The sequence below is a fragment of the Streptomyces sp. NEAU-W12 genome, from assembly GCF_026242095.1.
Lineage (GTDB): Bacteria > Actinomycetota > Actinomycetes > Streptomycetales > Streptomycetaceae > Streptomyces.
Genome location: NZ_JAPJDM010000024.1, coordinates 44,461 through 61,886 on the forward strand (window position 1 = coordinate 44,461; position 17,426 = coordinate 61,886).

Below are 17,426 nucleotides of genomic sequence, written 5' to 3' on the forward strand. Positions count from 1 at the left end.
TCCTCCCCGGGCTCGTACGGCTGGCCTCCTCCGGGACACCGAAGCGGCCCGGGTCGTCGAACTCGACCGGGCCGGCTCGCGGCTCGCCGGCCCCCGCGGGTACGGGGACGGGGGTGCCGCGGCAGACCGTGGCCACTGCCGGGCACGGACGCCCGGATGCCCACCCGCCGTACCGCTTCCCCGGCCCCCGGGTCACCGCCGCGCCCGCACCGCCCCGGACGTCGCGCCGCGGACGTCTGTCTTCAGGACGGCACCGAGCACTCCCGCGGTCCCGCCTCGCCCCCGCAGCCCACCCCGGCCGTCCGCACCGGGGAGAACTGCGTCTGCCCGCCGGCCGGGCACCGTACGGACCTGCCGGTGACGACGGGGGACACTGGTGGGCGGACGCGCCGTCATCGGCGCGTCCGCCCGCGGGCGGTCCCGGGCACGGCGCCGACCGCCGGTACCCCGTACCCGTGCGGGGTACCGGGTGTCGTGGCGGATCCCGTCCCGCCTGGTCGGAGCCGGCCGGTGGTGCGACGCTGGGGTGGAGAGGTGTCCGCGGACGGGAGGCCGGGAGGGAATCCGATGGGACGCGATGTCCCGGCGCTGGTGTTCACCCGTGAGGACCGCCGCCGGTACCGGATCAAGATGCAGGAGTGCCTCGACACGTTCGCGCAGATGCTGCGGGAGGCCCGCTTCGAGGCCGAGCGGCCCCAGGTCGGGCTGGAGATCGAGCTGAACCTGGTCGACGACCGGGCGGAGCCCGCGATGCGCAACAGCGACGCGCTCGAAGCGATCGCGGACCCCGCCTGGTCCACGGAACTGGGCCGGTTCAACCTCGAGGTCAACGTTCCGCCGCGCCGGCTGACGGCGGGCGGCCCCGACTCGTGGGAGTCCGAGATCCGTGCCGCGCTGAACCACGCCGAGGACCGCGCCAAGTCGGTCGGCACGCATCTGATCATGACCGGGATCCTGCCGACTCTGCGGCAGGAGGACGTGGGTGAGTCGGCGCTGTCGGAGAACCCGCGCTACCGGCTGCTGAACGACCAGATCTTCGCGGCCCGGGGCGAGGACCTGCACATCGAGGTCGACGGCGTCGACCGGCTGCGCACCTACGCGGACACGATCACGCCCGAGGCCGCCTGCACCAGCACCCAGTTCCACCTCCAGGTGTTCCCGGAGCAGTTCGCCGACTACTGGAACGCGGCACAGTCGATCGCCGGGGTCCAGGTCGCCCTGGCCGCCAACTCGCCGTTCCTGTTCGGCAAGGAACTGTGGCACGAGACCCGCGTCCCGCTGTTCGAGCAGGCCACCGACACCCGCCCGCAGGAGATCAAGGTGCAGGGGGTCCGGCCCCGGGTGTGGTTCGGAGAGCGGTGGATCAACAGCGTCTTCGACCTTTTCGAGGAGAACCTGCGGTACTTCCCGGCGCTGCTCCCGCTGTGCGACGAAGAGAACCCCGCCGAGACGCTGGACCGGGGCGACGTCCCCGAGTTGGGCGAACTGACCCTGCACAACGGCACCATCTACCGCTGGAACCGCCCGGTCTACGCCATCGCGCACGACAAGCCGCACGTGCGGGTGGAGAACCGGGTGCTGCCGGCCGGCCCCACCGTCGCCGACACCCTGGCCAACGGCGCCTTCTACTACGGGCTCACCCGTGCCCTGGTGGAGGAGGAACGGCCGGTGTGGTCCCGGATGTCCTTCTCGGCCGCCGAGGAGAACCTGCACACGGCGGCACGGCACGGCATCGAGGCCCGGCTGTACTGGCCCGGGATGGGCGAGGTGCCGGTGCCCGAGCTGGTGCTGCGGCGTCTGCTGCCCCTGGCGCACCGCGGGCTGGAACTCTCCGGGATGGACGAGGCCTGGCGGGAGCCGCTGCTCGGCATCATCGAGCAGCGCTGCGTCACCGGACGCAACGGGGCGGTGTGGCAGAAGGAGATGTTCCACCACATCGACGCCACCGCCCACTGCGGCCGCCATGAGGCCCTGCGCCGGATGACGCAGCAGTACATCGACTACATGCACCTCAACGCCCCGGTGCACACCTGGCCCGTCGACTGACGCGGACGACTGCCGGGGCAGTCGCCGCTCCTGTCCCCATCCCGTTCGCCGCCCCCGCCCGGCGCCGCTGCGGTCGAGGCGTGGACGGACCGGGGCCGCGCCCCCCCCCCCCCCCGCGGGCGGGGGGGCCCCCCCCCCCCCCCCGCACTGCCGCAGTCGCTGCGCCGGTCCGGGGCCCGGGACCCCACGGCCGGCACGCCCGGGCGGTCGGCCGAGCCGTACCGGAGGCGGTGGCGCCTCCGCGGGCCGGCCGTCGCGACGGCCGGCCCGCACGAACGGCAGTCGTACCGGTCAGCCGCCGGTGGTCCGGCCGAGGACTCCGGACACCTCCCTGCGCATCACGTCGCCGATCTCCGGGGGGAGCGAACCGAGGTCCGTGGTGTCCAGGGCCCGCAGTGCCTCGTCCGTACCGGCCGCGCAGTCCGCGCTCCCGCCGGTCACCTCGTAGCCGTCACGGACCGCGACGCGGACCCTGCGTCCTCCGTCCTCCTGCGCGTGCACGGCTGTGGCGACGACGAGGGGCGGCGGTCCGCCCGCTTCGGCGGGCGCCTTGTGGTATCCGCTGGTTGTCGGGGCGCGCCAGCGCAGGCTGAGGAGCAGGTGGCGCTTGGCCACCACCTCGGCCAGGTCGGTCTCGAAGGCGCCGTCCCGGTCCAGCACGGTGGCGCGTGTGTCCAGGACGAGCGCTGCCGGCAGCAGACACCGCAGGGTGCTGCCCACGATGTTGCCGCCGACCGTCGCCGTCCGGCGCACCGCCCCGGTGCCCACGGTGGAGGCCGCGCCGCGCATGACCTCCGGCACCCGGTCGTCGATGCGGTGCAGCGGAACGGCAGCACCCAGCGCCTCGCGCTCGATCACGTTGGCCTCCGGCAGGCTGCGCAGGGACATCGCCTGCTCGGGGAAGCCGTCCCGTTGCCAGAGCGCCCACACGAGGGTGGCTCCGCCGATGGGCACCGCTCCCTCGGCCATGCAGTTCTGTGCTTCGGTCAGGGACGTGGGCAGACGCAAGAGCACGGCGGTCGACCTGCTTTCCTGGGCTTCGGCCGACGGAACCGGCCGTTCCGCTGCATGATCATGGACACTGCATTCTCCGCACGGGCGAGGGGGCGCGTACAGGGCTCACACGAACCCCGTGTGAGCCTGTGCTACGCCCCGGAGGGCCGGCGCCCGGCCCCCGGGAACTTCGCCAGGGCCCTCGCCCGTGAAGGGCCTCGGCGCGTCAGAGCAGCCGGCGGATGTCCCCGCGGACCCGGTAGAAGCCACCGGCCGCCGGGTGCAGGGCGTCCACGACATAGCGGGCTCCGGGCTCTCGTATCGCGCGCGGGAACTGCACGTTCCACGACGAGTCGTACCCCTCGGACACCACGTGCACGCGCAGGCGGCCGGAGTCCTGAACGCATTGGACGACGATCGCCCCGGCCGGGGCCTGGGCCACCGCGCTCACCGCGCTCGCCGTCGTGGCCGGCTCGTAGGTCGGCAGCGCCTCGGCGAGCTTGACGTCCCGCGCGACCGGCACCGTGCCCTGCTGGGCGGCGGAGACGGCCGTCTCGCCGGCGTCGACACAGACCAGCGAACCGTCGGTGGTGACCAGGTACAGCCGCTCGTCCCGGTACTGCATCGACAGGGCGGAGCCGCCGCCCGTGCCGAGCTTCCACAGCCTGGTGCCGTCCTGGTCGAAGCAGTAGACGGACGACGCCGCGTCACCGGCGAACACGAACCGGCCGCCGGGCGAGGTGGCGCACGAGTACACGGCACTGTCGCAGGCGTAGGTGGCCTCGATGGTCCCGCTCGCCTTCGACAGCCGCTGCACCACGCGGTGCGCCGTGCCCGCGTACACGGTGTCGTCCTCCTGCCAGCCGAACAGCACACCGCCGCGGGTGGGCGTGTGCCACAACTCGCCGCCCCCGTCGGGCGCGTAGGCGGTGACGCCACTGTGATGACCGTGGTAGACGGCCCGGTCGTCGGCACGCACCATCCAGGCGTGGTCGCCCTGGCTGCGGCGGGACCACTGGTGCTCGTCCTCGTGGTCGATGACGGTGAGCTTGCCGTCGCGGTCCGAGACGTCCAGCACGCCCTCGTGGATGTCCAGCCAGAAGATGTCGACGTCCGCGGCGATGTCGTACGCCGCGAACGGCAGCTTGGAGGACAGGTCGTAGACCTTGCCGTCGTCACAGCCCGCGTAGATCCAGAAATCGTCGGCCACCAGGCACTTCACGCCGTCCGGCAGGTTGAAGCGGGCCAGTACCCGGCCGTCGTGGTCCAGGGTGTAGACGTCGCCCGCCTGGTTGCCGACCCAGCAGTGCTCGCCGTCGACATGGATGCCGAACGCCGCGGAGCCGGTGCCGAACCGCCACAGCACGGGGGCCACCGCGCGCGCGGTGGAAGGGGCGGACACCACCTGACGCCGGGTCACCGCGCGCGGCGCGCGCTGCCCGGGAACGGCGGGGGCATACCCCTTGCGGACCTTCTCCCCGACCTTCCTCGCGGCGGCGGCCCGCGCCTTGTCCGCCGAGGGGAAGGTGGTGATCTGGGTCTGCCCCGAGGCGCCGATCCGTCCGTAGCGAACGGTCACCACCAGGCCGTCGACGGCCACCTCGTAGAACTTGTGTGCGGCACCGTCATCCTGCGACAGCTCCAGATACGTCGTCGACACCGACCCGCCAGACATGACAGAACCCTCCCCAAAGCGGGCCCCCGGCCGTTCCGACAGGCCCCACCGACCGAACCGTAGGCGACGCCACCGACAATGGGGCCGCCGGTGATCAGCACGCGGAAGCAACCTGTCCCGGTTGCGGCGAGTCCCCTGTATCGCCTGCCTCTGCGCCGCCGCGCGTCCCCGGCTTCGGGCACACCACGAGCGATCGACGAACGGACTCATGAACACCGCGACCCTGCTGGACGTCCTGCTGGACGCCGCCCGCCAGTCCCCCGACCAGTTGATCGTCCACGTCAGGGGCGACGGCGGCGAGACGGCCGTCACCTTCCGGGAGCTCGTGGCCGGGTCGCTGCGCGTCGCGGGCGGTCTCCGTGCCGCGGGCGTCGCGCCGGGCACCTGCGTTCCGCTGCTCGCGGAGCACAGCGCCGACTTCCAGCCCATGTTCTGGGGCGCGCTCGCGGCCGGTCTGGTGCCCGTGCCGCTGGCGCCGGACGTACGGCGGGTCCTGCCGGTGTGGGAGCACCTGGGCCGTCCCCCGGTCGTGGTGGACGCGGCCTGTGTGCCGGTGGCCGCCGGACTTCCGGACGGTGCCCGGGTCCTGCGCACGGAGGTGCTGCGGGAGGGTCCGCCCCTGGACTCCCCCGCCGCACCGGAGCCGGACGGACTGGCCTTCCTGCAGTTCTCGTCCGGCAGCACCGGGGCGCCCAAGGGCGTGGAGCTGACCCACGCGGCCGTGCTGGCGAACCTGCGGCAGCTGACGGAGGCCTCCGCCCTCACGGAGCACGACGTGGTGGTCAGCTGGATGCCCTACTTCCACGACATGGGGCTCATCGGTACGCATCTGGCGCCGCTGGCCGCGCGGGCCAGGCAGGTGAAGATCGGTCCCCTGGCGTTCGCGAAGAACCCCCGGCTCTGGTTCGACGTGGCCGCCGCGCACCGGGCCACCGTCCTCTCGGCCGCCAACTTCGCGCTGGCGCTGACCCTTCGCCGGGTCCCCGAGGAGGTGTTCGCCGGGCTGGACCTGAGCTCGGTCCGGCTGATCACGGTGGGGGCCGAACCGATATCGGCGGCGGTGTGGCGGGACTTCGCCGCCAGGACCAGGGCGTCGGGGCTGGATCCGCGGGCGGCGACGCCCGTGTACGGCCTGGCCGAGGCGACGCTTGCCGTGGCGTTCCCGCCGCTGGGCGAGGTGGCCGTGCCGGTGGCCGTGGAGCGGTCCGCGCTCGGTCGGGGCCGCGTGGTGGAGCGGGAACCCGGTGGTGACGCCACCGGATTGGTGGAGCTGATGGACGTCGGGGTGCCGGTCGCGGGCTGCTCGGTGCGGATCACCGACGACGCGGGCCGGCCCCTGGGCGACCGGCGGGTGGGGCACGTCGAGGTGAGCGGCCCGCAGGTCGCCCGCGGTTACCACGGCCTGCCGGACGCGACGGCGCGGTCCTTCGCCGACGGCTGGCTGCGCACCGGCGACCTGGGTTTCCTGCGGGACGGCCGACTGTGTGTCAGCGGCCGCTCCAAGGATGTCCTGTTCGTCAACGGCCGTACGTTCCACGCCCCGGACCTGGAAGAGGTGGCGTCCGGCACGCCGGGGGTGCCGGCCGGTACCACGGTGGTGGTCGGGTCGACCGATCCGGTGACCGGTGGGGAGCGGGTGGTGGTGTTCGTCGCCTGGGCGCGACCGCCGCGCACCGCGTCCGGGGTGCTGGACCGGGTCGCCCGGCGGGTCCGTGCGGCGCTGGGCCACGACGACGTGCGGGTGTTCGCGCTGCCGCCGTCCGCGTTCCCCCGGACGACGAGCGGCAAGGTCCAGCGGCAGCGGATGCGGTCCCGGTTCGAGGCGGACGGATACCGGCCGTCGGCCCGTTCCGGGGCGGTGGCCGGCCCGGGGGCAGTGGCGGGGCCGGATGCGGTGGCGGGCGGCCCGGTGGAACGGTCTCGGCAGCCGTCGGCATCCGGGGGCCGGGGCGCGGTGCCACGTTCGCGTGGGGACGTACGGCGCGTGGTGCGGGATGTGTGGGCCGCGGTCCTGGGGGTGCCCGGGGCGTCGTTCGGGGACCGGGAACGGTTCGCCGAACTCGGCGGCACCTCGCTCCGGGCCATGGAGGTGCTCGCCGCGCTGGAACGTTCCCTCGGTGTCCCGCTGGGGCCGGCGGTGATGCGCAACGACACGGTCGCCACGCTCACCGACCATCTCATGGGCGTCGTCGAGGCGGACGACGCGGGGGCGGACAGCACCTCGACGGACGGCGCGGGCACGGGCACGGACCGGCAGGAGGGCGCGTCCGCCGCGGGCGGGGCGTCCGCGACCGCCGTGGTGGGTTTGGCCTGCCGGTTCCCCGGGGCCGACACGCCGGAGGAGTTCTGGGACCTGCTGATCGCCGGCCGCGACGCCGTGTCCGCGGTGCCCCCGGGCCGCTGGAACACGGGGAGCCGGTCCGCGGACGGTTCCGAAGGGCCCGGGGCGGCAGGACGCTGGGGAGCCTTCCTGGACGACCCCGCCGCCTTCGACGCCGGTCACTTCGGTATCGGCGACGAGGAGGCACGCGCGCTGGACCCGCAGGCCCGCGTCTTCCTCGAACTCGCCCACGAGGCACTGGAACGCGCCGGGTACGCCGGGCCCCGACGCCGGGTCCTGCGGGCCGGAGTCTTCGCAGCCGTCGGCGACAGCGGCTACCGGCAGCTCCTGGCCGACGCGAACACCGCCGGCACGCCGCCGACCGCGTCGGCCCTGACCGGCAACCTTCCCCATCTGGTCGCCGCGCGACTGGCCCACTGCCTCGATCTGGACGGCCCGGCGCTCGCCGTGGACACCGCGTGTTCCTCGGGCCTGGTGGCGCTGCATCTGGCCCGGCGCAGTCTCGCGGACGGCGAGTGCGACATCGCGGTCGTCGGCGGGGTCAACCTGCATCTCACCGCGACGGCCCACCAGGCCCTGGAGGCGGCTCAGGCCCTTTCGCCGACCGGGCGCAGCCGTGCCTTCGGCGCGTCGGCCGACGGGTTCGTGCCCGGCGAGGGCGGCGCGGTTCTCGTCCTGCGGCGGCTCGACGAGGCCCGGCGGGACGGTGACGAGGTGCTGGCCGTGGTACGCGGCACCGCCGTCAACAACGACGGTACGTCGCTGAGCCTGATGGCTCCCAACCCGCTGCGCCAGCGCGAGGTGATCGGCCGTGCCTACGAGCAGTGCGGGGTCGACCCGGCGTCGGTCTCGTACGTCGAGGCCCACGGCACGGGCACGGCCGTGGGCGATCCGATCGAACTGCGGTCCCTCGCCCATGCGTTCCCGGCCCGCCCGGACGGCCGGCCCCGGCTGCTCGGCTCGGTGAAGACCAACATCGGGCACCTGCTGAACGCGGCGGCGCTGCCCTCGCTCGTGAAGGTGGTCCTGGCCCTCGGGCACGGGCGGCTTCCGGCCTCGCTGCATCACACACCGGTCTCCCCCGCCGTCGGGCGGTCCGGATTCGCCCTGGTGACGGAGGTGACGGCCTGGGAATCGTCCGGGCCGCGCAGGGCGGGGATCAACGCCTTCGGCTTCGGCGGCACCAACGCGCACGCGGTCCTGGAGCAGGCGCCGCCGCGCGGGAACGACCGCGGGGCGCTCCAAGACGGCCACGGCCCGAACCTGCTCACCCTCTCGGCGGGCAGCGCGGCCGGACTCGACGCGTGGACGGCGCGCATCTCGGACCACCTGGGCGGCCATCCGGAGTTCGAGGAGGGAGACGTCTGTCTGACGGCGGGTGCCGCTCGCGACGAACGACCGCACCGTCTTGCCGTCGTGGCCGCCGGGGACCTGCGTGATCGGGTCGCCTCGGTGCGCACCGCCGACGGCTCGCTTGTGCCGGGTGCGGCCGCCGGGACGGTGACGGGACGGCCTCGGACCGTCTACGTGTTCCCCGGCCAGGGTGGGCTGCGGCCGGGTCAGGGAAGGGAGTTGTACGCCACGGCACCCGTGTACCGCGCGACGCTGGACGAGGCGTCGACGCTGGTGGGATCGGTGCACGGGCGGGAGTTGACGGCCTGGTGCGTGGACGGCGGCGTGGACGGCGGCGCTCTCGCCGCCACCGAGGTGGCGCAGCCCCTGCTGGTGGCGCACGGCGTCGCGCTCGCCCGGCAGTTGGCGGCCTGGGGGGTGCGGCCCGACGCGCTGGTCGGACACAGCGTCGGCGAGCTGGCGGCCGCCTGTGTCGGCGGCATGCTGTCGCTGGCCGACACGCTGCTGTTCGCGGCGGAACGCGGACGGCTCATGGGCGGGTCGACCGCGCCGGGTGCCATGGCGGCGGTGCGGGGCGCCGAGGAACGGGAGGTGGAGGCGCTGGTGGCCGCGTCCCCGGGTGACCTGGCGGTGGCGGCGTACAACGGCCCCGGGCGGCTGGTGCTGTCCGGGACCCCGGACGCGGTCCGGCGGGCTTCGGAGCGGCTCACCGCGCACGGTGCGACGGTCCGTGCGCTGCGGGTGCCGCGCGCCTTCCACTCGCCCCTGATGGAGCCGGTCGCGCACGCCCTGGGCGACGCGGCGCGCAGGCTGACGGTGTCGGCCCCCACGCTCGCGGTGATGAGCACGCTCACCGCCCGGTGGCAGCCGCGGATGGATCCGGACCACCTGCGGGAACACGCCCTGCGGCCGGTGCTGTTCGGCCGGGCCGTGGAACGGCTGCTGGGCGAGGGCTACGACACGTTCGTGGAACTCGGCGCGGGTGGGGACCTCGCGGGTCCGATCCGCGCGGTGGCCGCCCGGCACCGGGCCGACGGCACGGACGGCACGACGCAGGAGGCCCTCGTGGTGCCCGCCCCCGTGGCAGCGTTCGACGGCGGAGAGACGCCTGGCGGGGCCCGGGAGTTGATGGGGACGGTGGCACGGCTGTGGGTGCGCGGGGTGCCCCTCGACCGTACGGCGCTCGACGCGGGGTGTCGCAGGGTGCCGCTGCCGCCGTACCCGTACCAGCGGCGCAGGTACTGGCCCGGGCCCGGTGGACGCGGGCTGCTGCACCGCGTCGAGTGGCATCCCGCGCCCCTCTCCGGCGGCGGTCTCCCCCGCACCGGCCTTCCCGGAACCGGTCTTCCCGGCCCGGTGCTGGTGACCGGAGCGAACGCCTCGGCGGTGCGCCGGCTGGTGGACGGGTTCGCGGGCCTCGGCGTACGGGCGGTCACGGCGGACCACGCCGACGTCCGTCCGCAGGCTGTGGTCCTTCTGGGCGGCCCGGTCCGACGGGACGCGACGGACCGGATGCGCGCGGCGGATCCCGCGGGCCCGGCGGGCGGCCTCGGCGAGGAGCTGCGGCAGGCGGTCGGGGCGTTCCGGGACGCCCTCGCGCTGCTGGACCGCACCGGAGCCCGCCGTCTGCTGGTCGTGACCGAGGACGCACACGTCACGGGACACGGTGTGGAGCAGCCGGTGCCCGTGCAGGCGGTCCTGGGTGGTCTGGCCCTGGCCGTACCGGAGGAGTCGGCCGGTGTGGTCGCGAACTGGATCGACCTCGCGTCCCACGAGGTTCCCGGCGCTCCCCACGACGAGGGGTGGCTGCGTTCCCTGGCCGCCGAGTTGACGGCTCCGCAGGCGACGGGAGCGATCGCCTGGCGGACCGGACGGCGTCTCGTGCGTTCCGTCGTACCGGGAGCGGGGGGAGAGCCGAGCCCGGTGGGAGAAGCGGGCAGGCCGTACGACCGGGAGCAGCTGCCGGCCGACGGTACGTTCCTGATCACGGGTGGTGCGGGCGGCATCGGGTCCGCGCTGGCCCGGGACCTGGCGGGCCGGGGCCGGCCTGTTCTGGTGCTGGCGGGACGTTCCCCGCACCCGCCCACGGGCCTGCTGAAGGAGCTCACCGGTCTCGGTGCCGAGGCACGCTACGTCGCGGCCGACCTCACGGTGCCCGCCGACGTGGAGCGGCTCGTCCGCGAACTTCCCTCGCTGGACGCCGTGTTCCACGCGGCGGGCGTCGTACGTCCCGGCAGTCTGCGGGGGACGGACGCGTCGGAGACCGTGGAGGCGCTGGAGGTGAAGACCCTCGGGACGGTCCTGCTGGCCGGGGCGCTGCGTCGGCACGGGCAGCGCCCCGGGGTGTGCGTCGCGTTCTCCTCGGTGTCGTCGGTGCTGCACGGGCTGGCGGGGGCGTTGGGCGCCTACGCCGCGGCGAACGCCTTCCTCGACTCCTTCGCCGGAGCCGAGCGCCTGGCGGGCCGTCGCTGGCTGTCGGTGAACCTGGGTCCGTTCGCCGAGACGGGCCTCGCGGTCACCGCGGGTGCCGGAGCGGGCGGCGGGGGACGACCGCTGGCGACCGCGCCCGCACTGGCCGCGCTGCGAGCGGCGTGCATCACCGGCGCGACGCAGCTGGTCGTCGCCGACCTGGCCTCCGAGGCGCAACCGGTCACTGCCCCGGCGCGTCCGGTGCGGTCCACGGACGCCGAGGACTCCGCCGCGCCCCCTGACACCGACCGGCGCCACCACCGGACCGTGGCATCGTCCGGTACCGCTGCCGTCCTGCGGGAACTGCTGGCCCAGTCGCTCGGCGTCCCGGCATCGGACGTCGACGACGACACGCCGTTCCTGCGGCTCGGTCTGGACTCGCTGGGCGCCGTCGACCTCGTCAAGCGGCTGGAGCGGAAACTGGGGCGGCAGCTGCCCACCACGCTCTTCTTCGAACACCGGACGGTGCGTGAACTCTCCGCCCACCTGGACCTGGAGGGGCACACCGGGGCGCCCCTGCAGGTCCAGGCACCTGCGGGGGACCGAGGAGCGGGGGCAGTGCCCGGGGGCGGGAGGGAGGCCGGGTGCGAGGAAGGCCTGGCCTTCGCACTGACCCCCGTGCAACTGGCTCTGTACACCAGCAGCCGGCTGCATCCGGACGTCCCGGCGCGGGGGCATCTGCGGCTGACCGTCCGGGGCCCGCTGGACACCGGACTGCTGGGCCGGGCGCTGGCGGCGCTGGCCGAACGGCACGGCATGCTCCGGCTGCGGGTGGAGGCCCCGGACGGGCTGCCCGCGCAGCGCGTGGTGCCTCCGGTTTTGCTGCGGGACTGGTTCGAGGTGCGCGACTGCGCTGCCGACGAAGTGGCCGGCACCGAGACGGCCCTCTGCAACCGGCCGTTCGACCTTGCGGCGGTGCCTCCGGTCCGGGCCGTGCTGCTCCGCCAGGCTCCGGGGCTCGCCCATCTGGTGCTGGTGGCGCACCACGCGGCGGCGGACGGCTACAGCCTGAACATTCTCGCCGAGGAGCTGTGGAGCACGTACACGGATCTGTACCACGGACGGCGTCCGCAACAAGCGTTTCCCGCACCGGACTTCGCACGGTACGTGACGAGTCTGCCGCCTTCCGGCCCCGCCGGGCGGCACGCCGACCGGCAGTACTGGGCCGAGCGGCTCGCCACGCGCGACGAACCGCTCCGGCTGCCTTACGACGGCGATCCCGACGCGCTCGCGCCCGACCGGTCAGGCCCGTCAGGCCCGATCGTGCAGTACTACGGCGAGCTCGGCGCCGATCTCACCACCGGCCTGGAACGGCTGGCCGCCGCGCACGGTGTCTCCCTGTTCCATTTGCTGCTCGCCACGTATGTGCGCTGTCTGGCACGGTGGTCGGGGCGCCCGGACGTGGCGGTCAACGTGGCCAGGGCGCGTCGCGAGGACCGCTTCGAGGACGTGGAGCGGCTGGTCGGCCCACTCGCTGACACCCTCCCCCTGCTCTGTGAGACGGCGGACGGCGAGTCGGTTCCCGACCTGGCGGAGCGGTTGCGCGGGATATGGCTGCGCAACGAGCGGCACGCCGGGCTGAGCAGTCTGGACCTGGCCGCGCTGCTCCCCGGCGCGCGTCCCGGTGCCGGCACTGGTGCTGGTGCCGGTTTCGGCAGCCGCACGGTGAGTCCCGCGGGCTTCAGCTTCGCCCGCTTCCCCGCGGAGCCGGCCGCCGGCTGTCCGGTGGAGGTACGGGCCACCGCCGCCGGCACCGGGTCGGCGGCGACCCGGCTGAGTCTGCTGTGCTGGGCGGACGGTCCGCAGCTACGGCTGTCGTGGAACTATCCGGAGCCGTTGTTCCGGCGGACCACCGTGGCGCGTCTGGACCGGGAGTTGCGCGCCGAACTGGCCGCGCTGTGCACACCGCGGTCGTCGCCGCCGTCGCCGGACACCGGCCCCGCACTCGTCGTGCCGTCCCCGTCCGTGCGGGACGACGGAAGCGTCCCGCTGGTCGCGCGGCTGCTCGACCGGTTCCGGACGGCACCCGGCGCGATCGCCGTGGACGCCGTCGATGCCGCGGACGCGGCGGACGCGGCGCTCACGTACGGAGCGCTCGACCGCGCCTCCGCTCGGCTCGCCGCGCGCCTGTACGCCCGCGGCGTACGCCCCGGTGATCTGGTGGGACTCCTCACCGAGCCGGGCGCCGACACCGTCGTCGGTGTCGTGGGTATCCTGCGCGCCGGAGCCGGCTGGGTCCCGCTCGACCCGGGGCACCCCACCGCGCGGCTGGCCGACCAGCTGGCACGCACCGGTGCGACCACCGTGGTGTGCCACCCCCCCACCCGGCACACCGTCGGCGCTCTGGCGGCCGTACGGGCGGTACCCGTCATCGACGACAGCCTGCCGGACACGGACGCGGACATGGGCACGGGCACGGGCACGGAAGCCGACTTCGACGTGACCGCACCTGCGACGGCGGCCCCCCTCGCCTCGCCGTCCGACGCCGAGGGAATCGCGTACGTCATCTTCACCTCCGGGTCCACGGGGCGCCCGAAGGCGGTGCCGATCACTCACCGGGCGATGGAGAACTATCTCGACTGGGCCGTCGCCGCCTTCGGCTACGGTCCCGACGACCGCCTCGCGCAGACCGCGTCGCCCTGCTTCGACGCCTCGGTACGTCAGTTGCTCGCACCGCTCCTGGTCGGCGGCACCGTCGTGACCGTGCCACGTGGCCTGTTGCGGGATCCCGAGCTGCTGCTCACGCGGGTGGAGCGGGCACGGGTCAGTGTGTGGAGCTCGGTGCCGACGCTCTGGGAGCAGTTGCTGTCGGTCGCCGAGGAAAGGGCCCGAAGCGGGGCAGGCGTACCGGATCTGACGGCACTGCGGTGGGTGCATGTCGGCGGTGAGGCACTGCCCGTGGACCATGTGCGCCGCTGGTTCGACCTGTTCGGGAACGGCGCGCGGATCGCCAACCTGTACGGACCCACCGAGACGACCGTCAACGCCACCTGCCAGATCCTCGACGCCCGTCCCGGCGACGAGGTGCGGCGGGTACCGGTCGGACACCCCGTGGCCGGTACGGACCTGGAAGTGGTCCGCGCCGACGGAACCACCTGCGAGCCGGACGAACCGGGGGAACTGCTCATCGCGGGTGCCGGTCTGACCCCCGGCTACCTGGGCGAACCGGAGCTGACCGCGAGGGCGTTCACCGTGCGGGCGGGGCGGCGCTGGTACCGCAGCGGGGACCGGGTCCGCCGGTCGGCCGACGGCACCGTGGAGTTCCTCGGCCGGGTCGACGACCAGGTGAAGATCCGCGGGAACCGGGTGGAGCCGGGAGAGGTCGAGGCGACGCTCCAGGAGTATCCCGGGATCGCACGGGCGGTGGTGACGGCGCACGAGGGGCAGTTGCTCGCCTTCGTCACCCTCCGGTCTCCGGCCGGCCGGCCGGACACCCGGGAGGTACGCCGCCACCTGGCCGGTGTACTGCCGTCGTACATGATCCCGGCCCGGATCACCTGCGTCGACACGCTGCCCCTCACCGGCACCGGCAAGGTCGACCGCCAGGCGCTGGTGGGCCCGGCCTCCCGCTCCGGTCCGGCGGCACCGGACACCGTGAACAGGTCCTCCCCGGCCACGGTGACCGAACGACGCGTGGCGGCCGTCTGGTCGGACCTGCTCCAGGTGGAGGTGGAATCGGTCCGCCGGGAGGACGACTTCTTCGACCTGGGTGGTGACTCGCTGCTCGTCCTCCGGGTGTTCGCCCGGCTCGCGGAACACGGGGTGCCGCTGCCCCGGCCGACAGTGGTCTACCGTCATCGCACGCTCGCGGCGCTGTCCGCGGCCATCGACGCCGCCGCGGCAAAACCGCACTCCGCCACCGCTGCCGCAGCCCCGGCCTCCGTCTCCGCGTCCCCTGCCGTACGGTCCCTTCCGGCCGGGGACGACCGGACATCTCCGTTCCCCGTCACGTCCGGCCAGCGCGGGTTCCTGCTCACGGAGGCTCTCGCGCCGGGTGCCGGGACCTGGCTGGCCCGGATTCGGCTGTCCGGACCGTTGGACCCCGACGTCTTCCAGACGGCGGTCGACATGCTGGTGGAGCGGCACGGCATGCTCCGCACCGTCTTCCCCGCCGGGATGCGTCCCCCCGTCCAGCAGGAACTGCCGCCGTCCCTGCGTCTGCCGGTCGTCTTCGGGACGGTCACGTCCACCGCCGAGCTGGACGAACGGGCCGCGGCCGAGGCGGAACGGCGCCTCGAGACCTGGGCCTGGCCGCTGGTGCGCCTTCAGGTGCTCAGTCTCGCTCCGCAAGAGCACATCCTGCTGGTGCACGCCCATCACGTCATCGGCGACGGGTACAGCGCGGCACTGCTCATGCGGGAACTGACCGAGGTGTACGACCGGCTGGCAGACGGCCGCAGCAGCACCGCGCCCCTTCTCCCACTGCTGCGCAGTGACTTCCGTGATCATGTCCGGTGGTCGGCGGAGACCGGTCACGGGACCGGCGTCTCCGGGCCGGCGGCAGAACGCCGTGCCCGGGTGTGCGCTCCGTACCGGCCGCCGGTACTGCGCACCACGACGGTGGCCGGCGGCAGCGGCGCGACGAACCGTGCCGGGGCCACCCGGCGCGATGTCCGTTTCGACTCCTCGGAGTTCACACTCGGCGCCTCCCTGACGGAGACGTTGCGTACGCTCGCGTCCCACGCGCGAACCACCCTGTACGCGCCCCTGCTGACCGCCTACTACCAGGAACTCGTGGCCCTGACCGGCCGGTCCGATCTGATCGTGGGGCTGGCGGTGAGCGGCCGGGACAACGCGCTGCCCGACGCACACCGGATCTTCGGCCCGTTCGCCTCGGCCGTCCCCGTCCGGCCCGCCCCGGCCGGCACCCCTGCCTCCCACGACACCGGCGGAGAGGACTTCGGCTGTGCCCTGCGTCGCACAACCGCCGAGGCGGAGGAGGCACGCGCCCACGAGGACGTGGTTCCACGGGGTGCCGACGGGCTTCCCCTGACCTCCCAGTTCTTCTTCACGTTCCTCGACTTCTCCGCGCTGGCGCCCGCGGACGGCGCCGGCGCTCCGCGGTGGTCGTGGGAGGCGGGGGACAGTACGTTCCTGCCGCCGTCCTCCGCGACGGACGTGTTCATGGCGGTGCGACCCGACGGGGACGAGCTGCGGGTGACGGTCCGGGGCGCGACCGAGGCGTTCGCGCCCGGCGCACTCGACCGTTTCACCGGCGCGCTGCGCCGGCGTCTCGAACGGGCCGCGGCGGGTGCCGTCGGCGTGCCGGGCCCCCCGAGGACGGGCCGTTTCGAAACGGCCCGTCCCGAAACGGCCCGTCCCGTGGCGCACCGGTCCGCAGCGAGTGGCCACGGACCGCGGGACACGATGGACGCTGCCCTGATCGGCTACCTGCCCGCGCCGGGGCATCTTGCGCGCCTGGCGGGTCTGCCCGCGTCGGCGCTGCCCCGGGCCGAGGTACGCGCTCTGCTGTTCCCCGGGGGCGTCCCGCGCCTGGTGGAGACGGTGGACACGCCGCTGGGCCGGTCGGGCTTCTTCTCCCTCCCGCTCTTCGCCGACGAACTCGCGGCGGACACCGGGCTGGTGGAGTACACCGCCCGCGCGGTGTCGCTCGCCGCTTCCAGGGGTGCGCGATGCGTGTCCCTGGCGGGGATGATTCCGTCGCTCACCGGGTACGGCTTCGACGTGCTGCGGTCCGGGCGTCATCCGGCGGCCGTGACGACGGGCCACGCGGCGACGGTCGTGTCCGTGGTGAAAACGGTGCACGCGGCGCTGGAGGCCACCGGCCGGGACCTCTCGGATCTCGATGTGGCGTTCGCCGGTCTGGGTTCGATCGGCGCCTCCTCACTGGAGCTGCTGCTGTCCTTGGCCGCCCGGCCTCCCCGGCGACTGCTCCTGTGCGATGTACGGGGCAGCGGGCCGCGGCTGAACGCCCTGGGACGGCGGCTGCGGAAGCGGGGGCTGGTCGGTGCGGCCGGATTCGAGGTCGTGGAGTCGGAGCGGGTGCTGCCGGACGCGGTCCACGGTGCGGGCCTTCTGGTGACGGCGGTGAGCGCCGCCGCCGCGGTGCTCGATGTCGACCGGCTCCGGCCCGGGGCCGTCGTGGTCGACGACTCCTTCCCGCACTGCTTCGACACCGGGCGGGCCCTGGCCCGCATGCGGGAGCGGAAGGACGTACTGGTGCTGGGGGGCGGGCTGCTGCACGTCGGCCCCACCGACCGGGAGGTCGCCGGGGACCTGCCGGACGCGGCGGCGGCCGGCTATCTCGCGCAGCCCTGGATCGAGGAGACCCTGGCCTCCTGCCGGTCCGAGTCCCTGCTGCACGCCGCCGGTCACGGACTGCCGCTGGTGCACGGCCTGGTGGACGCCGGGGTGGCTCTGGCCTACTGGGACGCGGTGGAACGGGCCGGGGTGTCGGCCGCCCCGCTGCACCTGCTCGGCCACACCCTCGATGCCGGTTCCGCGGGTGGGGCGGCCGCCGGGAACTGAGGGAGGCCGCTCCTGCCGCTTGCCCGTTCCGGGGCTCGCGGCAGGAGCCGGGTGAGGGGG

4 protein-coding genes are annotated in these 17,426 nt (G+C 74.3%); 2 read left to right on the forward strand and 2 right to left on the reverse strand.

Annotated features, from left to right (window positions below):
* Positions 1 to 567: 567 nt before the first annotated feature.
* Entirely contained in the window at positions 568 to 2,046 is a 1,479-nt protein-coding gene (locus ORI94_RS26940; RefSeq protein ID WP_266080262.1) for a glutamate--cysteine ligase, read from the forward strand.
* Positions 2,047 to 2,337: 291 nt separating this feature from the next.
* Here the strand turns inward: ORI94_RS26940 and ORI94_RS26945 are convergent, their stop codons facing one another.
* Positions 2,338 to 3,060 carry an FAD binding domain-containing protein gene (locus ORI94_RS26945; protein ID WP_266080264.1) on the reverse strand — a complete coding sequence of 241 codons (723 nt, stop codon included), beginning with the start codon at positions 3,058 to 3,060 and terminating at the stop codon, positions 2,338 to 2,340.
* A gap of 205 nt (positions 3,061 to 3,265) precedes the next feature.
* On the reverse strand, positions 3,266 to 4,714 hold the full coding sequence (locus tag ORI94_RS26950) for a WGR domain-containing protein (protein WP_266080266.1): 1,449 nt from the start codon (positions 4,712 to 4,714) through the stop codon (positions 3,266 to 3,268).
* A gap of 208 nt (positions 4,715 to 4,922) precedes the next feature.
* Between ORI94_RS26950 and ORI94_RS26955 the strand changes: the two genes are divergently transcribed.
* Positions 4,923 to 17,366, forward strand: coding sequence for a non-ribosomal peptide synthetase/type I polyketide synthase (locus tag ORI94_RS26955; RefSeq protein ID WP_266080268.1), 12,444 nt, complete (start codon positions 4,923 to 4,925; stop codon positions 17,364 to 17,366).
* The last annotated feature ends 60 nt before the right edge of the window (positions 17,367 to 17,426 follow it).